Source organism: Bartonella sp. AA56HLJMS (genome assembly GCF_042197145.1).
Lineage (GTDB): Bacteria > Pseudomonadota > Alphaproteobacteria > Rhizobiales > Rhizobiaceae > Bartonella.
Genome location: NZ_JBHIRL010000021.1, coordinates 1 through 19,227, shown reverse-complemented (window position 1 = coordinate 19,227; position 19,227 = coordinate 1). Strand labels below are relative to the sequence as shown.

At 39.7% G+C, this 19,227-nt stretch carries 21 protein-coding genes, 1 other RNA gene and 1 pseudogene; 12 read left to right on the top strand and 11 right to left on the bottom strand.

Going from position 1 to position 19,227, the window contains the following annotated elements; genetic code table 11:
- Positions 1-44 precede the first annotated feature (44 nt).
- Entirely contained in the window at positions 45-416 is a 372-nt protein-coding gene (locus ACFINI_RS08565) for a helix-turn-helix domain-containing protein (RefSeq protein ID WP_375630103.1), read from the top strand.
- A 428-nt stretch (positions 417-844) separates the two neighbouring features.
- Here ACFINI_RS08565 and ACFINI_RS08560 read toward each other — a convergent pair whose 3' ends face one another.
- The 4 genes from ACFINI_RS08560 to infA form a co-directional block, all read right to left on the bottom strand.
- Entirely contained in the window at positions 845-2,053 is a 1,209-nt protein-coding gene (locus ACFINI_RS08560) for an MFS transporter (protein WP_375647703.1), read from the bottom strand.
- An 899-nt stretch (positions 2,054-2,952) separates the two neighbouring features.
- Positions 2,953-3,237, bottom strand: a complete 285-nt coding sequence (gene yacG, locus ACFINI_RS08555; protein WP_375611670.1) for a DNA gyrase inhibitor YacG — start codon at positions 3,235-3,237, stop codon at positions 2,953-2,955.
- A gap of 21 nt (positions 3,238-3,258) precedes the next feature.
- Entirely contained in the window at positions 3,259-3,972 is a 714-nt protein-coding gene (locus ACFINI_RS08550; protein ID WP_375610660.1) for a Maf family nucleotide pyrophosphatase, read from the bottom strand.
- Between the two features lie 230 nt (positions 3,973-4,202).
- Positions 4,203-4,421: a translation initiation factor IF-1 gene (gene infA, locus ACFINI_RS08545; RefSeq protein WP_004857577.1), complete on the bottom strand. Its 219-nt coding sequence runs from the start codon at positions 4,419-4,421 to the stop codon at positions 4,203-4,205.
- 1,965 nt (positions 4,422-6,386) lie between these two features.
- Here infA and ACFINI_RS08540 point away from each other — a divergent pair.
- On the top strand, positions 6,387-6,758 hold the full coding sequence (locus ACFINI_RS08540) for a helix-turn-helix domain-containing protein (RefSeq protein WP_375647701.1): 372 nt from the start codon (positions 6,387-6,389) through the stop codon (positions 6,756-6,758).
- 275 nt (positions 6,759-7,033) lie between these two features.
- Here the strand turns inward: ACFINI_RS08540 and ACFINI_RS08535 are convergent, their stop codons facing one another.
- The 4 genes from ACFINI_RS08535 to ACFINI_RS08520 all read right to left on the bottom strand — a co-directional run bounded on the left by ACFINI_RS08535 (position 7,034) and on the right by ACFINI_RS08520 (position 9,370).
- Positions 7,034-7,159, bottom strand: a complete 126-nt coding sequence (locus tag ACFINI_RS08535) for a hypothetical protein (RefSeq protein WP_375647697.1) — start codon at positions 7,157-7,159, stop codon at positions 7,034-7,036.
- A 615-nt stretch (positions 7,160-7,774) separates the two neighbouring features.
- Positions 7,775-7,918 carry a hypothetical protein gene (locus ACFINI_RS08530; protein WP_375638483.1) on the bottom strand — a complete coding sequence of 48 codons (144 nt, stop codon included), beginning with the start codon at positions 7,916-7,918 and terminating at the stop codon, positions 7,775-7,777.
- A 707-nt stretch (positions 7,919-8,625) separates the two neighbouring features.
- Positions 8,626-9,207, bottom strand: a complete 582-nt coding sequence (locus ACFINI_RS08525; RefSeq protein ID WP_375613594.1) for a disulfide bond formation protein B — start codon at positions 9,205-9,207, stop codon at positions 8,626-8,628.
- A gap of 10 nt (positions 9,208-9,217) precedes the next feature.
- Entirely contained in the window at positions 9,218-9,370 is a 153-nt protein-coding gene (locus ACFINI_RS08520) for a DUF5993 family protein (RefSeq protein WP_273790835.1), read from the bottom strand.
- Between the two features lie 820 nt (positions 9,371-10,190).
- Here ACFINI_RS08520 and purE point away from each other — a divergent pair.
- The 4 genes from purE (at position 10,191) to ACFINI_RS08500 (ending at position 13,632) form a co-directional block, all read left to right on the top strand.
- Positions 10,191-10,688, top strand: a complete 498-nt coding sequence (gene purE, locus ACFINI_RS08515) for a 5-(carboxyamino)imidazole ribonucleotide mutase (RefSeq protein WP_375647692.1) — start codon at positions 10,191-10,193, stop codon at positions 10,686-10,688.
- 1 nt (position 10,689) lies between these two features.
- Positions 10,690-11,835 carry a 5-(carboxyamino)imidazole ribonucleotide synthase gene (locus ACFINI_RS08510; RefSeq protein ID WP_375647687.1) on the top strand — a complete coding sequence of 382 codons (1,146 nt, stop codon included), beginning with the start codon at positions 10,690-10,692 and terminating at the stop codon, positions 11,833-11,835.
- A gap of 1,256 nt (positions 11,836-13,091) precedes the next feature.
- The gene (locus ACFINI_RS08505) at positions 13,092-13,466 is read left to right on the top strand and encodes a hypothetical protein (RefSeq protein WP_375647684.1); all 375 of its coding nucleotides are present in this window, start codon (positions 13,092-13,094) and stop codon (positions 13,464-13,466) included.
- Complete coding sequence (locus tag ACFINI_RS08500; protein ID WP_375611660.1) at positions 13,459-13,632, top strand: hypothetical protein; 174 nt, start codon at positions 13,459-13,461, stop codon at positions 13,630-13,632. Before ACFINI_RS08505 ends, ACFINI_RS08500 begins: the two co-directional genes overlap by 8 nt.
- A gap of 243 nt (positions 13,633-13,875) precedes the next feature.
- Here ACFINI_RS08500 and ACFINI_RS08495 read toward each other — a convergent pair whose 3' ends face one another.
- Positions 13,876-14,121 carry a hypothetical protein gene (locus tag ACFINI_RS08495; protein WP_375647680.1) on the bottom strand — a complete coding sequence of 82 codons (246 nt, stop codon included), beginning with the start codon at positions 14,119-14,121 and terminating at the stop codon, positions 13,876-13,878.
- Positions 14,122-14,569: 448 nt separating this feature from the next.
- On the opposite strand from ACFINI_RS08495, the gene ykgO reads away from it, so the two are divergent.
- Together ykgO and ACFINI_RS08485 are read left to right on the top strand one after the other, a co-directional pair.
- Positions 14,570-14,695, top strand: coding sequence for a type B 50S ribosomal protein L36 (gene ykgO / locus ACFINI_RS08490; RefSeq protein WP_004863016.1), 126 nt, complete (start codon positions 14,570-14,572; stop codon positions 14,693-14,695).
- 157 nt (positions 14,696-14,852) lie between these two features.
- The gene (locus ACFINI_RS08485) at positions 14,853-15,638 is read left to right on the top strand and encodes a tetratricopeptide repeat protein (RefSeq protein ID WP_375647677.1); all 786 of its coding nucleotides are present in this window, start codon (positions 14,853-14,855) and stop codon (positions 15,636-15,638) included.
- 484 nt (positions 15,639-16,122) lie between these two features.
- Here the strand turns inward: ACFINI_RS08485 and ACFINI_RS08480 are convergent, their stop codons facing one another.
- Positions 16,123-16,275 (bottom strand): hypothetical protein, encoded by a 153-nt coding sequence (locus ACFINI_RS08480; RefSeq protein WP_375613598.1) that lies wholly within the window; start codon positions 16,273-16,275, stop codon positions 16,123-16,125.
- A 178-nt stretch (positions 16,276-16,453) separates the two neighbouring features.
- Here ACFINI_RS08480 and ssrS point away from each other — a divergent pair.
- The 4 genes from ssrS (at position 16,454) to ACFINI_RS08460 (ending at position 18,609) form a co-directional block, all read left to right on the top strand.
- A non-coding RNA gene (gene ssrS / locus ACFINI_RS08475) (6S RNA) lies at positions 16,454-16,614 on the top strand.
- 256 nt (positions 16,615-16,870) lie between these two features.
- A complete protein-coding gene (locus ACFINI_RS08470; RefSeq protein ID WP_375621484.1) occupies positions 16,871-17,044 on the top strand; it encodes a hypothetical protein in 174 nt (57 codons plus the stop codon).
- Positions 17,045-17,163: 119 nt separating this feature from the next.
- Entirely contained in the window at positions 17,164-17,769 is a 606-nt protein-coding gene (locus tag ACFINI_RS08465; RefSeq protein ID WP_375647699.1) for a 5-formyltetrahydrofolate cyclo-ligase, read from the top strand.
- 18 nt (positions 17,770-17,787) lie between these two features.
- Positions 17,788-18,609: a TIGR00282 family metallophosphoesterase gene (locus ACFINI_RS08460; RefSeq protein WP_375613599.1), complete on the top strand. Its 822-nt coding sequence runs from the start codon at positions 17,788-17,790 to the stop codon at positions 18,607-18,609.
- A 343-nt stretch (positions 18,610-18,952) separates the two neighbouring features.
- Here ACFINI_RS08460 and ACFINI_RS08455 read toward each other — a convergent pair.
- Positions 18,953-19,227, bottom strand: a pseudogene (locus tag ACFINI_RS08455) (helix-turn-helix domain-containing protein); the annotation flags it as partial.

Genomic DNA, 19,227 nt, shown 5'->3' with positions numbered 1-19,227 from the left:
GGAATACCAATGCGAGGGCGCTCGCAACCGGAGGGGGGCTTGAAGTGCCAACTAAAAATCCACATTTTATCGACATTCTGATAGGCAAAAGAATCCGTCACAGACGCATTTCAATGAGCCTTTCCCAAAAAGAATTAGGAAGCCATTTAGGTGTCAGTTTCCAACAAATCCAAAAATACGAAAAAGGCTTAAATCGTGTAAGTGCCAAATGTTTACTGGAAATCGCTCAAAAACTGGAAGTTCCTATAAGCTTTTTTTATGCAGACATTGCCACAAAAGAAGATCTTTCAACAAAAGAACCTCTCTTACACCACAATCAAGAAACCTATAGCGAAAAAGAACACACCCTTTTAAAAAATTTTAGAGACCTCCAGCCGAAAAAACAAAAAGCAATCTTATGGTTAATTTCTGATTAGGAAAAAGAGCAACAATTAACATACCCCCTGCCTAAAGTTTCCCATACCTGATATCACCATACCTCCAAGAATGATATTTTACGGCATATAAGATAATTCACACTATAGCTCCTCGTTTTCTGTTTCCATTATTGCTTCAAGTCAAGCTGATTAAGGATTGGCAGCTGAGTTTTTTAAGTTTGGCTATTCGTAGCAAAGCGGAGTTAAACAAAAATGACATTGTTACTCAAAACCATGCCCCCTATTGCGTTTACGAGACGGTAGAACAGCGTCAAGAAGGCAAAGCCCCGAAAAAAACATATGAGCGTTTAAGTAAAAATCAAAGATTAAACCTATAACGTCAAAAAAGCTGCTCTATGTTGGATTATCTCCACGTCCTCTAAATCTCAGAAAAATGATTTAAAACATTTGTTTTATTGATGAGCCAATCATTGAGATCGAACAATTAACAAAGAACGGTTCAGCAATATCCTGATAGCCAATAAACAGCATAATCCACTCAATCCAGAAAGAAGGAACAATTTTCCAGCCGAAGTGTGACCTAAAACAAACGCTCCAACAAACGGCGCCACCAACATAGCTAAATTTTGTATAGACTGCACCCATCCGGAAGCCAATCCAATCTGTTCATTGAAATTGCTTACCAGATAAACATTAGAAGATATGGAAAAGTAAGCGCTAACCATTCCAATAAGGAAAAAACAGAGCAACAAAGTCTCAATACGGAGTAAATCAAAGTAAAAAAAGCACACTGAGATCATGACAAAACCAATCATTGTTGACATTGCCGGCATTAACAACTCTGATATTTTGCCTGTAAGGGGTTTATGCTTTGATTGTTTCACACTCCAAAATCCATAGAGAAAATTACCGATTGCCGAAGCCGATACCAGCATCCCAAGAGCCTGTTTATTCATTTTCATTGCACTAAGAATAACCGGCAACTGATTATTCACCATAAAGATCATGGCAAAATACACAAACATCACCGCCACATAGGCATACCAAGTTGTCCCATAAAGCCTCTGCTTTGATTTTATGGTATTCGCTGTTTTTATCATGAGCGACGAGACAGGTTGTGCACCAAGACAACAAAACACCATAAAGCCTAGCAATGTCAAAAATCCAGAAAACAATAAAGTATAGGTATCTGATAAAAGTACAGACAGAGCACTCCCCAAAGCAGGTCCTATCATCTTTGCCGCGCTATTGATCATGTTAAGCACAGAATAGTAACGAGTCCGTCCGTTTTCAGGCACCGAATTTGCACTAAGAACGGAAATTGCAGGCATGGCTAGACTGTTGAATGTCGCTCGAATAACTGCCAGTATAATAAATCCTTGCAGACTCGTCGCCATCAATAAACCGACAGTACAGAGTGCTCGTAACAGCAGTGACGCCCGCAACCAATGGATCATAGAACGGTGACTGACCACCATTCCAATTGGCTTAGACAAAACGATACCAGGTAATAATGTTGCCGCTCCAATAAAAGCGACATCATATTGATCAGCTTTCCACGTGAACACAGATACGGTCACAATCACGATATAATCAATCCACCCCCCAAAGGACACCACGCCATTACCCAGCAAAAGCACCAACAAGCGATTTTTTACTGCCTCATCTCTTTGCACCAAAACACGCGCCCCTCTTTTTTGTTAGCAATACTGATTAGATGATCAATTTTTCTCTCACACCCTAAAGGCACCAACAACTTTCACGCAACAAAGCACCAACAAGCAACTTTTTATTGCCCCGTCTCTTTGCACCAAAACACGCGCCCCTCTTTTTCCTTAGCAATACTGCTTATTTGTTAGCAATACTGCTTAGATGATCAATTCTTCCTCATACCCTAAAGGCACCAACAGCTTTCACGCAACAAAGCACCAACAAGCGATTTTTTACTGCCCCGTCTCTTTGCACCAAAACACGCACCCCTTCTTTTTCGTTAGCAATACTGATTAGATGACCAATTTTTCCTCACACCCTAAAGGCACCAACAACTTTCACGCAACAAAGCACCAACAAGCAACTTTTTATTACCCCGTCTCTTTGCACAAAAACACGCACCCCTCTTTTTTGTTAGCAATACTGATTAGATGACCAATTTTTCCTTATACCCTAAAGGCACCAACAGCTTTCACGCAACAAAGCACCAACAAGCGATTTTTTACTGCCCCGTCTCTTTGCACAAAAACACGCGCCCCTCTTTTTTGTTAGCAATACTGATTAGATGACCAATTTTTCCTCACGCCCTAAAGGCACCAACAGCTTTCACGCAACAAAGCACCATCGACCTTCATGCAACAAAGCAATTTATAATTATCCATGGTAAACAAAACCTTTGGGGATAAGTCTTAGATATGTATTAAAACTTCCATCGTTGATTGAACTTAATCTGCGTCTTTGCGAATGACGATAATAAGCAAGCCGTTAATCCAGCTCTTAAATACATTTACGATAATCCCGCGCGCCTCCCCTTCAGTTTCCACACAAAAAAAACGCTTTAGCGTTCTTTTCTCAAGAGAACTCTTTATTCTTCTTCATCACTTACTTGTGGTGGGGGTGGTAAAATATAAGAGCCTGAAAGCCAACGATTAAGATCAATAGCTCGGCACCGTGTGGAACAAAAAGGATAAGAAGATTTTTGTGACATCTGACCACAAATAGGACAAGGATGCGGAGGACGGGTCTCTTTTTGCAAATTTAGCTCTTTTTGTTCTTGGCACACCTTTGTCATTGGCTTCTTCATTAACTTTTCTTCTGTTGCTTTTTTTTCATTTTTGCTTTTCTCTTTTTGTTGCTTTTCACCTTGCATTGATCTTACCTTAAAGTTTTTCTAATGCGTTTGTTCAGCCCAGTGAGTGAAAAGTGGATAGTGATAAGCGGTCAAGAGATCGGCTGTTTCAGCCAAAGGCAATCCCACAACATTAGAATAAGAACCCGTGATATGGACAACAAAAGCCCCTGCTTTTCCTTGGATAGCGTAGCCCCCCGCTTTCCCTTGCCATTCTCCTGAAGCAAGGTAAGCCTTCATCATGGCAGAGGTTAAGCGTCTAAAGCGAACACGACTTTCAACCAATTTTACGGTTATTTTTCCACGTTCATTGAGCGCACAAATGGCACCATAGACCTTATGCGAACGCCCAGAAAGGTATCGTAAACATTCATAAGCCTCATCCTCGCTTTCTGGTTTGGGGAAAATGGTCCGCCCAACAGCCACCACGGTATCAGCCGCCAAGATAATCATTTTCTGTCCAGGTAATTTTTCTTGACCATTCTGCAACTCGTCTTGACCATTCTGACTGTACCAGCGCAAAATTTTTTGGGCTTTCAGTGCTTTTTCTTTTGCCAAACGTTTGGCAAGGTTTGCAGGATGTTCTTTTAATTTTGGCGTTTCATCAATATCGCTTGCATAAACCTGCTGGGGATCAATCCCTATTTGTGCCAAGAGCGCTAAACGCCTTGGCGAAGCGGAGGCAAGCACCAAATAAATTTCTTCTGTAAGAGTATCTGCCAAACGTTTTTCCCCCCACTCTCTTATATTTCTCATTTCCACCCCTTCACAATTGACTTCCCTCTCACCTCCTTTTAAGCGCCCCTTTAGCCTCCCTTTTAAGCGCTATTGATCTCCTTATCCTTTTTCCGCATCGATTTTACAGTTTTTCAAGGCTCTTCAAACACTCCCCTTTTTTCACTCATGAAAAGCAAACTAAAAAACTGTTAAAAAATAATAGAAATAATATGATAGCTTTTAGAAAAAAGTGCAAGCCACCCACGAGGCTACTTATAGCGATATGTAATACGCCCTTTTGTCAAATCATAAGGTGTCATTTCCACCATGATTTTATCACCGGCCAACACCCGTATACGATTTTTCCGCATTCTACCAGCGGTATGGGCAATAATTTCATGATCATTTTCCAGTTTCACACGAAACATCGCGTTAGGTAAGAGTTCAGTAACGATACCAGAAAATTCTAAAACTTCTTCTTTTGACATAAACAAACATTTCCTTTACAGTGCACATATTTTGTTAAGCTGCGCGTTATTTCCAGCGTTCATACCCTATTTTCTTAAGTTTGTGAATAAAAATTCCACAAAAAGGGAAAGGTTTTTCAAGTTTACTCTCTCATGTTCTCAAAAAACGTCATCCCACACCTTAAGAATCAAAACTTTTTTTTCACCAATTTTACCCGCTAATTTCCTTCAATTTTTATGATGATTTTGGTTTCAGTGTGACAAGAAATTACGCTAATTTTTTCCCCTAAAGCATTTTCCCAACACCTCTGACTAATCCCTCCACAACTTACGAACAATCATCCTCTCTCCAACTTTTCCTCACCTTCCACACCTTAAACATGCGCCCTTCAGATAAACACCACTCCCCCCCCCACGCCAGAAGCCCTTCCTTTTCTCAAAAACCTTCTCCATTCTTCACACACCATTCACAACATGCTTCACTGCCCCACACTTCATACTCTATGCATTTCCCATACAGCCTTCCCCATTTTCTCTCTCTTCACACGCTTCCTCTAAGCCACTCTTTCCATTTATGTTGTTCTTCCTACCTTTGAAAACACGATCCCTATACATTGCGTATCATTAACCACAACGCCTCTAACGACATAAAGCCTTTTCCTTTTTTACACATTTCCGTTTTTACACTTTTACGTATTTACAGAATAAAGCCAAATGAAACTTCCACCCCGCACCACTCTATAAACAATAGTATTACCCCAGCTTCTTGCCTAGCCAATCTCCCCAAGCACTTCAGATCACCCACCCACGGACTTCAGATTCCCCTCAAATGACACCACTTCATCAAGTACCATAAAAACAAAGCGCTATCTCCTCACACCATCCTTTACGCATCCCTTCGCACCACCGCCTCTTCCCCCTCTAGTCTGTTCATTCCTATTCCGCCCCCACACTCTCTTCTCCCTTCAATCTCCCGCAGGCTTCATCCCAGCTTACCACTCCATTCACAAAAACTCTTTCCCCCATTTATCTCACCACATTCCATGCCATGCCAAAAGCATACACAATGCACAAATCCTCTACTCCTTTTTCACGAATATACGTTTTTAAGCTCCCCTTCTAATCATGATTTCGGAGCCGCGTGAGAGGGACAAAACAAGCCGTTAAGTTCTGGGGGTCAAGGACGCCGTTAGGCGCCATGTAATGGTCTCCTTGACCTTAAGAACCTAGGATTGTTAGTCCCCTCATTAAAAGCGGGTCTGATCTCATGATTTTGGTGAGCGTTCCGGAGAGTTTGAGAGGCGGAAAGCCTCTCATTAAAAAATAAAGTTTATAAATAAAAACTATTTTCATTTGCCAATCTTCTGAAATTACTTTATCACTTAAAAGATATTTTGATCGTCTACGCAGCGATCAAGAGGGATTCAAAAACCCTAAGCTCTAGCGTAAAATGAGCCCACTCTTGTGGGTGTCTCGGAATTCTGGGAGTTTTTGCCATGTCCAGGTGCTTTAAGCACTAAAAGCAAAAAAACTGACTAGAGCTCAGTATTTTGACTCCCGGAATACCAATGCGAGGGCGCTCGCAACCGGAGGGGGGCTTGAAGTGCAAACCAAAAATCCAAATTTTATCGACATTTCTGATTAAGCAAAAGACGCGATTTATAATCCATATTTCGCACTTTTTTAAAAAGTACCCAATCTTATAGACTTTGAGATTATTTTGATTTCTCTTGCCAATTTTCTGAAATTGCCTTATAAATGAATACTGTAATTTTGGTCGTCTACGCAACGATCAATAGGGGATCAAAAACCCGAAACCTAAAACATGAATTTATCCCACTCTTGTGGGTATCCCGGAATTCCGGGAGTTTTTGCTATGTCCAGGTGCGATGAGCACTAAAAGCAAAAAAGCTGACTAGGGTTCAGTACTTTTAGACTCCCGGAATACCAATGCGAGGGCGCTCGCAACCGGAGGGGGGGCTTGAAGTGCCAACTAAAAATCCAAATTTTATCGACATTTTGATAGGTAAAAGAATTCGTCAAAGAAGAATTGCCATGGGACTTTCCCAAAAAGAATTAGGAAACTATTTAGGTGTCAGTTTCCAACAAATCCAAAAATATGAAAAAGGCTTCAATCGTGTAAGCGCAGGGTGTTTACTCAAAATCGCCCAAAAACTGGAAGTTCCCATAAGCTTTTTTTATGCAGACATTGCCACAAAAGAAAATCTTCCCACAAAAGACACTCTCTTACACCACAATCAAGAAACATACAGCGAAAAAGAACATTCACTTTTGAAAAATTTTAGAGAGCTCCAGCCGAAAAAACAAAAAGCAATCTTGTGGTTGATTTCTGATTAAGCAAAAGAGCACACAAAGCATAAATCCTCCGCATCATTTTACGGACATACGTTTTTATTTTACGGATCAACGTTTTGATGCTTCTCCACATTTACAGAAAGCAGCCAAATGAAACTTTCAAATTCCCCCCGCACCACTTTGTAAACATAGGTTTGTCAACAATACAGCTTCTTACTCTAGCCAATTCCCCTGCTGATTTCAGATCACGACACCACAAAGGATAATGTTGCATCAAACGCGACAGATACCTCCTATTTTAAAATATTCTTGCCCCTTCACCACCCTAAAGTAAGATCACGCAAAGCACCGGTCAATCCCACTTCAAAAACAACTTTCCCCACACCCTCTCTCCTCAACACCCCCGCCTCTTCATCCCCCCCAATCTTCTCTCCACATTCCATGCCATGATAAAATCATACACCACGCATAAAGTCCCAGCTTCCTTTTTTGCACATTTCCGTTTTTACGCTTTTACGTATTTACAGAAAGCAGAAAATCTGCAAAAAATGCATTACACAATAACGTTTTCAACAACTGTCATTAAAATCTCACCTCCCTTTTCATCTAAATCCCCCTATTTTCACTTAAATCATAGATATAAACCGCCCTATTATTTGTATTAACCAGCATAAAATTTTTCGAAAAATTCTAACGATCAAAAGGGGTCATAAGAAGCATTTTACGACTTTTAAAAGAATTTTTATTTACACCCAGTGCTTTTTTGTAACGTAGAAGAGCACATTTAATTAATTGACTATAAGAAAGTTTGAAATGAGAGAAGCTCTTCGTTTTTCTCATTCAACATCCGCAACGATAACTCCTTCTTATAAATCAATTTTTTTCGTAATACAAAACGTGCCAAAAGGAATATACTTATGTTGCATATTCACGCGCTTGTTTTAAAGAAAGATCTCTCAACGCTCCATCACACCCATTTTGCAAAACGCTACCCGTAAAGGAATGGTAAGCTCCCATGAAGGATATAAAATCCATTCAGCCCCCCCCTATCTTTACGCTTATGGAAAAACAAGTTTACGCTTATAGAAGAACAAGCCGGCATCATCACAAAAACTCTGCCAGCTCCCAATGTTGCAGACAGCCTTCGGTTCAAGAGACACTTCATTAAAGGCATGCCTTTCTTGTACAGTTTTGACCCACATGGCCCACTCACTTATGATGTATAAGCCAAGTAATTTTAATTGATTTAATATGAGAGAACTGGTGATGAGGAATTTTATTATATTCAGCAACGCGCTTCACGTTAAAATGGTTATTTATTATTATAAATCAATATATTAATAAATAAGAGAGTCATCATCAAACCGCTTACCTTTTTCTAAAAAAAGCTTCACACTGAGAGAAAACATCTAAAACTTAGATAAAAAAAAAAGGTTTGCCTCTAATAAACAAACCTCTACAGAAAATTATTCACATAACTTTCAAAATTTTAAATTAATCCCTCTAGAAGCAATAAAAACGCTTTAGAAGCACCAAAATGAATACAAAGATCAATTTAACACAATGTTAAGAAAAATCAAGAACAAAAAATTTTTATCGTTAATACACCTTTAAAAAACGAGGCTTCTTAACCTACGCGGCTCAAAAGTCTGGGGCTTCTTCTACAAACGCCTCCAAGCCAATCAATCCCTTCATCTCTCTCAAAAGACAGCATAAAAGATTCACAGTACAAGTCTTCGCTAAAAAAATATCAATCGCCAGCGCTCATAAAAGCCAGCGTTGGTATAAAAGATCAGATTATCGAACAATCTTGCTAAAATGTCTTCCCAATAAATAAAAAAGAAGCGGATTCTTAAATATTTCCGCCTCTTTAACAATAAAAATTATAATGAGGGATTATTAAAAAATTTCAAGACTGTGAAGGGAACCAATTTGATAACAATTCATACCTTACAGGATCATCGGCACATTGCCCACCACCACATTCCAGTATGGTAGAAATCAAATTTGCCGCAATCAAAAACACAAATAAGAAACTTGCCGCTTTACTCAAGACTGGAAAAGGAGAAAATTCTTTGAACTTGTGTGCCAATTCGCCTAAAATCATGACAAATGAGACAGCAAAGATACAAAGGACAGAAATAATGAAAGCCCAAGTATAAAAATGCAATCCAAAGAACGTTGAACCATATCCTAAATCATCGGGTGTGATATGCAAAAACACTTGCCGTGCTGCCACAGCACTGGTTACCATACAACCAAGAATAACCATACCATAATGGGTATTTTTCACCTTATGGTGAATATTGAGTAAGAACCCACAACCTGCCAGCATCAATCCAACGCGCTGCAGCAAACAAAGGGGACAAGGTAACTCAAACTTTACCAATTGATAATAAAAAGCCACCACCAAGACAATAGATAACCCAAAGAGTCCTAGCGTATTCATAAAGATGACGAAGTGAGGATTTTTTTGTTCAACATGTTCCATGGCTATTCTCTCAAAAAGATAAATTTAAAGTAGAAGTTGCGTGATGATTGAAAGTGAGAAGAATGACAACGAATAAAATTGCCCACAAAGCATAACTTATATTTTTTTTACCACACATAGTCGTTACTGCAGTACCTAAAGCGATTAAAAATGGAAGAAACATAGCTTTTAAATCTCCTTTACATCCGTTGTTTAACTCTTATTTATTTCAGCGTTCACCATATTACAAAATTGGGCAAAAAAGAGACCATGGATTTATTATTCACAATTCGTCACTCGCGATTGATATTACCATTATATTTAAGTGAAAAAACGATATAATCGCTCAGAAGCACATCTCAACAAAAGCGTTAAAAGCACAAAAGCGTTGATTATTCGCTTCCCCTTATATCAGCCATTGTTAAAGATATATCGACAATTATAAAGATTATATCCCCTATAAAGATTATATCCCCCACTCACAAAAGAATCACTTGAACAACAAAATAAATAGGCTTTGAAATCGAGAGATATACATCTCTTTTTTTCTCAAAAGAATATCCTCATTTTGCAACACATTTTTGACATAAAAATCTCTTTTTCTCATAAGCAATGTTTCAAATTGCAACAGATTTTATATCATATGGTGATCTTGTTTATTTTAGCAAATAAAAAATAAGACATTTTTTAAAAAAAACTTATAATCAATGGCTTTTCCTCAATGCATTTTTCCCTCTTATCTTAAATAAAAGACAATGCCGCAAGCTCAACAGCCTCATGGGTCCCACACCACCCCGTGGCATTCCCCTCCCCCCTCACAAGAAGTGCTTCATGCCTTCAATACTTTAGTTTTTCATCTCTCGAGATCCCCTTTAAATTTTTAGCTTTCCGCCTTATTTGAAAAATAACTGTTTCTCTGTCATCAATTGGCTTTGCAAAAAGAATATAAAACTTTAAAAAAATAATGATAAAGAATCGCATTGAACCTTTGAAAAGGATAGAGAATGATGAAAAAATCATGTGATGTGGCGATTTTAATGGGGAGCCAATCGGATTGGCAAACGATGTGCCATAGTGCAGATATTTTGACGAATCTTGGTATTTCTCATAGTTCGCATATTGTCTCAGCACACCGAACTCCTGAACGCCTTTATCAATTTGCAAAAGAAGCAAAAGAAGCAGGGTTTAAAGTTTTAATTGCCGGTGCGGGGGGTGCAGCGCATCTTCCAGGTATGTTAGCAGCCCTTACTCCTCTTCCTGTTTTTGGCGTTCCAGTGCATTCTCACTCTCTTTCTGGTCAAGATTCTTTGCTTTCAATCGTGCAAATGCCAGCAGGGATACCCGTCGGCACATTAGCAATTGGCAAAGCAGGCGCAATTAATGCAGCCCTTTTAGCCGCAGCCGTTATGGCCATTTATGACCATGATCTCGCCCAACGATTAGAAGATTGGCGTCAACAACAAACAGCCAATGTCGCCCAAACGCCTGTAACGGAGGTTTAAAATGGCACCGTTTTCCACCCCCCCCTCAGCCAACACCACCTCATCCAACACCACTCCCTTCACCATGTTACCTCCAGGCAGCGTCATTGGTTTAATCGGGGGGGGACAATTAGCACGGATGCTCGCCATAGCGGCCGCAGAATTAGGATTTCGAACCGTTATTTTTTGCCCTGAAGCCGATTGCCCAGCCGCTCAAACAGCAAACAACCATATTGTTTCCGCCTATGACGATATATCAGCTTTAGATCATTTTATTTCTCAGTGTGATGTTGTCAGCTATGAATTTGAAAATCTTTCGCTTCAAACGGTTCAATATGTAGAAAAGAGTAAGCCTGTTTATCCTTCTTCCAAAGCATTAAAGATCACGCAAGATCGACTTTTTGAGAAGCAATTTTTGCGTGATCAAGGGATTGGCACCGCGTTATGGCACGCTGTTGACAATTCTTCTTCTCTTCTTTCCGCTCTTGATACCTTAGGCGGACGTGGTCTTTTAAAGACGCGTCGTTTTGGTTATGACGGAAAAAACCAGATCAAGCTTGATCACCCAGATGAACAAACCCTTGACGAAGCCTTAAGGACTTTTCAGGAACAGCCTTGTATTTTGGAAGAAATAGTTCCTTTTTTATCGGAAATTTCGGTTCTTTCGGCACGTACAAAACAAGGAGAACATATTTTTTATGACTGCCCTGAAAATCAACACAAAAATGGTATTCTTCATAAATCCTTTGTTCCATCACATATTCCACCTGAGGTGCAAAAAGCAGCTCAAGAAATCAGCTTAACAGTTATGGATGCCCTCAATTATGTTGGTGTTCTTTGCATTGAATTTTTTGTCTTAACGAATGGTCATCTTTTAGTGAATGAATTAGCACCGCGTGTCCATAATTCTGGTCATTGGACACAAAAGGCATGCATAACTTCACAATTTGAACAGCATATCCGTGCTATTTGCGGACTTCCCTTAGGCAGTCCCTATCGCCATAGCGATTGCCAAATGACCAATCTTATTGGTAACAATTTTAGCACGTTAAAATATTTCCTCACACAAGAGCGCACCTCGATCCATTTATATGGCAAAAGCACTGTTCACCCCAACCGAAAAATGGGGCATATCATCCAATTACTGGGACCAGCCAACAAATCTTAAGCCCACATATATACAAATACTTTTTCACACTTTTCCCCTAAATGAACTGAAAAAACAACATCTCCCCCCACACCGATATCCATCGGCTTCAAAAGCGCCCCTAACCTTTTAATTCTCCCCTGAAAGGGCGTGAAGCCCTCCTAAAAGCTCCTTCTCTCTTAAAAACATCACCTCTTCCCCCTCCAAACCGCTTCATCCTACACGAACATCTCATCCGCCCTCAAAAACAAAGCTTCACTCCACACCAATATCCAAGCAGCACAACAAGCGCTCCCAACCCTTCAACTCCACCCCCTAGCTCTTCTCCCCTTCCTTTTCTCAAAAATATCCCCCAGCTAAAAATAATCCACCAGCCCCCAATTTCACTACCCCTCCACCTCCCACAGCATAAATATTCCCCTATAACATACGCAGCCCCTTCATTTTTCTTTTAATGCCAATCTTTAGGCCTTTAATTGCAACCTTTAGAGGATAAACTTACCTCTTGCGGCCTATAGAGAGCATTCTAACAATGCGTTCTCATTGCCTCTAGTCTCCCTTTTTATGTTCATTTTTTCACAAAATTCCCAAGCGCTCCGCACCACCCCTTGAGTTTCATGTCAAAGATATCATTACAGTACTAAGCTTATCCATCATAGCAATATCCTCTCTCCCCTCATAAGGCGATATTACCTGTGTCGTATTTTCTAGGGCTTGAAGCGTCTCTCCTTATTTCATTTCGCGATAAGGCTTAAAAGAGCAGATGTACATACACTCCACACTGAAAGAAAACCGTAAATTTAGCTTACACGCTAAAACACCAGCCGCTTAAAATATCACTCACTTTAACATTTGTAATATTTGTGACCTCCGTTATGTCTATCGCCTTCGTTCTTTCCCCTATAAAGTTACATTATTCAAATTTGCGCGCCTAACAGCACTCAAGGACGAAGATTTCTGTGCCGATCTGTCAACAATCAAGCTTTTCTTAAGTAAATTCTAGCCAATATGAACACTTCATATTAAATGCCTCTTCGCCTATAGTTTAGTGATAAAATATAATTGTACTCACAAAACGAATCTTTTATACAGCGGCACGAAAAATTGTACATGCCTCATAATAATAAAGGGAAGATGCGCTACAGACGTAGCAAGTCATTCGTATTATAATTATAACAAGTACAGAAATCTTTTTTCATTTCATAAAAATAGTCTGAGAAACTGAGTTATTCGCTTTATCAAAAGACAAGACCTTCAAGAAACAAACGAATATCAACATGACAAAACCAAACCTATCAAATGCATCACCAAAAGAACAAAATGATACATCTTCTCAATGGGACTTAGTCCTCGATATCCAAAAAGAAGTTAAGGAAACATTAAAGGCTGGTGTTGTTTCACTGGGAGAATTTATATTCATAATCTTTATAAGCGTCTGTTTATACATTTTTCTCTCAATATTAGGCAGTGCGGATAAACCTCAAATGGATGCTGCAAGTTTAATCGGGCTGATATGCGGATTAATTCTGTACGGTTCGATACCAATCTCTTTGGTGCTACGGATCATAGTAAAGAAGAAACTGAAAAAAGTAATGAAACAACTAGACGAAGCGGTTGCTAATCAAAATATAATAAGGAGAGAAAATGACTGAAGCTATAATATTAGGGCGCATTCTAGGGATCATTGTCGGTTGTGCAATAATAACATTATCCGTTTGGCTTGTTTATTCTACCATTAAATATCGAAAACTGTACCGTAAAGCGCTTACAGGACTAAACTTAGCAATTCAAAAATGTAATAAAGAAATTAATAAATAAAAAAAGTCGTGAAAAACGTGGTATTAAAATACCATAATCCTTATTTTCATATTTCTAGACGTATTTAATGTGATTACCAGTTATTGATGACCCATATTGAGGGTATGAGATTTTTCATAAGGGGACGTTTGAAACTATAGGCATGATATTATGTGCGTATAGCCAATACAAGAAACAATTCCAACGGCTCCCCCTCTTCCCCCACTTCAAGCATTTCAGCCGGCGCACGCACCTGACAGGGCTTCACGAGCCCCCACAAACAAGCCTCTTGCGTTTTAAGAAGTCCCCCTTTGCCCTTAACGACAAAAACCCACACCACTTCAACAATCCAACGGCGTCCCCTCTTCCCCCCACTTCAAGCATTTCAGCCGGCGCACGCACCTGACAGGGCTTCACGAGCCCCCACAAACAAGCCCCTTGCGTTTTAAGAAGCCCCCCCTTGCCCTTAACGACAAAAACCCACACCACTTCAACAATCCAACGGCTCAACAGCGCTCCTGTTCTTGCAACACTCCCTAACAGAGCTTATTTGTTTAAAGCTGACAAGGCTTTTACTTTTTTCCACTCTTTGTGCTTTTTTATGTCCTTTTTTTTACGAGAAAATTTTTACCTTCAAGGCAACCATTAACACACCCTAAGGAATTTGTAAGGGATATACCCTTGACAAGAATAAGACTTCTTGTTAAATCTCTATTACTTTTTTGCAATTTTCACTTATCGTTGTGCTAATGAAGTGGTTAATGCGTACCTTAAGAGTGCGCTTTTCTTTTTGTGATCACAGTGAAAAAGTGTATCGTGTGATGTTATCATGCAAGTACGATATCGCAATGCAATGCTCATAGAGTAAGCAGTCTATTGGGGTTGTAATATTGTATTTTCGTGTTTTAATATTGTATTATAGTATTGTGTTACGTAAACTATTTAAACGGTGAATATGATGAAAATTAAAAATTCGCTTAAAGCACTAAAAGAGCGCCACCGTAACAATCGTTTGGTGCGTCGTAAGGGTCGTGTTTATATTCTTAATAAAACGAACCCACGTTTTAGAGCACGTCAGGGCTAATTCTTTTAGGACTAATTTCTTTAGGATCAATGTTTTTATGCCTACTTTGATTGTAGGCTTAAAAAGATTTTCTTGCGTTTTTTTGGTTATAAGTCCGTTGATTACAAGTCTAGTATTTGATAATATTTGGTGATTTATCTTTTGGGGGCTTGTTTTTATGGATTTTTCTATTTTTTTAAAAGCCTTTCGATTTTTTCAGCTGCGTTTTTTCTGTATTTTTCAGCGCGCGTTTTTTCTTTTTTTTGTTGGCGTTTTTTGTTTTGTTCCCTCGAGCTATGGGCAAAATCCTCCTTCTCTTCCTGAAGATCGGCCTTCTCCACAATCGCTTTTACCGTTAGATGATCTTATTCCCAATTCTCCTCCCCCTTCCTCAACGCCCTCCGATTCTGATTCCTCGGCGGTTATTCTTGAAGATCTTGACAAAGAGCAGCTTTCCCATGTTGACAGAGTTAAGCAGCGCAAAGAAGCAGAAATTTCACGTTTACTCAAAGAATTGAAATATTGTGCTGATGTTGCTAAAGCGAAAAAGATCAGTCAACAACTTCAACATTTATGGTCCCAATCGGGGAGTGAGACGATTGATCTTTTAATGTCATGGGCTGAAAATGCACTCAACAGCGACGATTATGGACTTGCGCTTGATTATATTGACAATGCTCTTGCACTTTTACCTACTCATTCTGAAGCTTGGATAAGACGCGCTTGGATTCACATTCAACTGAACGATTTCAAACTTGCCCTGCTTGATCTCAACCATGCTCTTGAACTTGAGCCGCGCAATTATAGTGCTTTTTTTGAACTTGGCGTTGTCATGGAAGCAACGGAGCGTCCAAAACTTGCTCTTAAAGCTTATGAAACAGCATTGGATTACTATCCACAAATGCGCAGGATTCAAAAGCGCGTGCAAGCTCTGTTAGACGAACAATCACCCCAAGCTCTTTAAAACCATTCAAGAACAAGACACTTTACGGCATCCTTTCAAACCTAGATAAGACGCAAGCCGGCTTCACATTCCACTCAATAAACTGCCCCTGCTTATAACCACACCATCACCCCCCCACACAATTGACAGTGCCTTTTTTTGAATTTGGACCTTTTTTGTATTGAAGGCATCTTCCAAACACTGCCAATATGCCCCTTACAGAATTTCTTCTCATAGCAAGCATACGGGCTTCACGCCTAAGTCCTCTTCAGCCGTTTCTTCTTTTCACACCTTCCATCATGGATAAAAAAAATTGTAAACACGATCCTCAAAAAATACTTTTTGAAAAAAGCTTAAAACATCGCTTAGCGCCTCTAATAAACTATCACCGTCTGTTTTTTATTTATGAGCTTCAACCATATAGCAGCACATACCGTATCGGCTCTCCTCCACCCTTCAAAGTTGATAAAACAGCCCTGAAATATGGCTTCACAAAGCAAAAACTTCAAAGGTGCAACACCAATTCAACCAACATCCTTGAAATAAGAAATATTCCTTTCAAAACTCCTCCAAGCATTACCCCCGAAACATAAAAATCAAGCATTGTCGCAAAAGAGCTAATCAAGCCATTGCCAATAAACCGTTCTACGTCACTCAATCACCCACCCCCACTCATATTTTTTGCTTTTTTACTTTGAATAAGCCATCCATCATACAGCCATTTCGAGCAACCACCGACAATATCATCAATCTCTCCTGAAATACTTTATGAAAAAGAAGAGAGCGAAGTTATTTTATCTCTAGCAGAAGCTCTGAAATTGTTTTATATTAAGGAGGGTGTTCTGCGCTTCTCGACAGGAAATAACGTATTCCTGAGACCTTAATGATCTCCAAGGGAGCTGTCCCTGATCAAGCCCGTGGGCTTTTTCATATGGCGCCCACCTATTTGTATAGGTTCCCGGGATCAGCTTTTTCCATCGGCTGTTGTGGATCACCCTTTATTTATATAACTTTTTTACATCAAATTTTTCCAGCTAAAATTGAGAGCGTCCTTTTACATAAGACCAATGACGATACTCTCTTTTCAAGAAATAAAAATTACGATAGGCTTTATTTTATAAAACAAACGGCACTTACAAATAATCCCCTCTGTGAATCTGCTTCATCCCTTCGCACGCAAGCAACGCAAAAGCGGCTTGTCGCACCAAGATGCCCCCTAAAGAGCACACACTTTTTTTCATGCTTTTTTTTTCATGAGCACAGCTCTTGTCCATACAGAGATTTACAAAACGCCAACAATGGATAAAATACCAGCATCTTATAAAACAATTGACGAGACAATGACAAATAATCCCCTCTGTGAATCTGCTTCACCCCTTCGCACACAGCAACGCAAAAGCGGCTTGTCGCACCAAAATACCCCCTAAAGAGCACACACTTTTTTTCATGCTTTTTTTTCATGAGCACAGCTCTTGTCCTAACAGAGATTTACAAAACGCCAACAATGGATAAAATATCAGCATCTTATAAAACAATTGACGAGACAATGACAAATAATCCCCTCTATGAATCTGCTTCATCCCTTCGCACACAGCAACGCAAAAACGGTTTATCGCGTCGTGATGCTCTTTTAACAGAAGAGCGTGCACTCTTTTCGCAGCGTGCTTGTTGCCACTTTATTGAATACCTTGAAAAGAAGGGAACCGATTTTTCACGCCTCATTTTAGCAGGCTATTGGCCCATTAAATCGGAAATTGACCCGCGTCCTTTACTGGATGCTGTAGCGTTACGCGGTGGGCATTTAGCCTTACCAGCAGTTCTTGATTCCACCACCATGATTTTCCGTGCATTTTCGCCCAGCACAATTTTAGAGCCCATGCGTTTTGGCACCTTTGGTCCGGGTGCAGACAATGACGTTGTTGCCCCCAATAATATTATTGTTCCGCTTTCTGCGTTTGATCGTCAATGTCACCGTCTTGGCTATGGAGGAGGATACTATGACCGTGCTGTTGCAGCTCTTGAAAAACAAGGGCATCAAATGATATTATGGGGCATAGGATTTTCATGTCAGGAGGTTTCCTCTATTCCTCCGACAGAATATGATCTACAGGTACAAGGAATTTTTACAGAAAAAGGTTTCTTAAAATGTTAAAATGTGATTAAAGCGCCTATGCGTTTTTTATTTTTAGGTGACATTGTTGGTAGCACAGGCTGTAAAGCTGTTTTTGAACACCTTCCTCAACTGATTGAGAAATGGCAGCTTGATTTTGTTGTGGTAAATGGTGAAAATGCCTCTGGTGGTTTTGGTCTCACACAAGAAACGTATCAAGATCTTTTGATAACCGGTGTTGATGTTGTCACCACAGGTAATCATGCTTTTTCTCACAAAGAAGCATTGCAGTATGCCCATGAGAGTGATCGTTTTTTACGCCCTGCCAATTTTTCGAAAGAAACTCCTGGAAAAGGTTCTGGTGTTTTTACGGCAAAAAATGGCGCCCGTGTTCTTGTCGCCAATCTGTTGGGCAACGTTTTTATGCCGTGTAAAGTAGAAGATCCATTTGAAACAGCGGAAAATATTCTGCTTGCCTGTTCGTTGATGGAGCAAGCCGATACGATTATTTTTGACTTTCACGCAGAAACGACAAGCGAGAAGCAATGTTTTGGCCATTTTCTTGATGGTCGTGTAAGTGTTATCGTTGGCACACATACGCATATTCCCACGGCTGACGCGCAGATCTTAGAAGGTGGGAGCGCCTATTTAACAGATGCAGGCATGTGTGGAGATTATAATTCATCTCTTGGAATGGATAAAGAAGAACCCTTACACCGTTTTCTTTATAAGACGAAGCAAGATCGTTTTGAACCGGCATGTGGTCCTGCCACCCTTTGTGGTTTAGCGGTTGAGATTTCAGATCGCACCGGTTTAGCAGAAAAGGTCTCGGCGGTACGGATTGGTCCTCATTTAAAGCCTGAAGTTCCGGATTTTTGGTAGCTTCTTTTAAGCCACCCCTTTGATAGTTTCTTTCCAAGATTTTCTTTTGAGAACTCTATTTGGCAAGACGACTTTTCCAGCCCTTCCCAAATCCCTACTAAAAACACCCCACCCTCCAATTTGCCTAATACAGCAACTTTTCTAGCACAAATAAGTCACTCTTTTAAAAAAAATAAAGGATAAAAGATAAAATTTTTCGTGATTTTTAAAACGATGAGAAGGAGGTTTTATTTGGACATTTCTGCGGGGGGGGGGGGAGGAGAAATGTTAACCCCCTTCTCTAGAAAAAGCTTTATATAATAATTTATTATTTAGCAAGAGCCTCTTTAATTTTTTTTTGATTCTAACGAAAATTTAATCTTAAAATTGCTTTCTGCTTTTTAGGTTTGAGCTCTCTAAAACTTTTCAAAAGAATGTGCTCTTCTTTACTTGCGATCCCTTCATCACAGCAATACAAGACGTCTTCTTTTGTTGAGAGACCAGAATAAAAAAGGAAATGGGAACATTAAGAATGTCGGCAATCTCCTGTAAACGCCCTGCGCCTATACGATTAGAGCCTTTTTCATATTTTTGGATTTGTTGAAAAGTCACACCTAACTGACTGCCTAATTGCTTTTG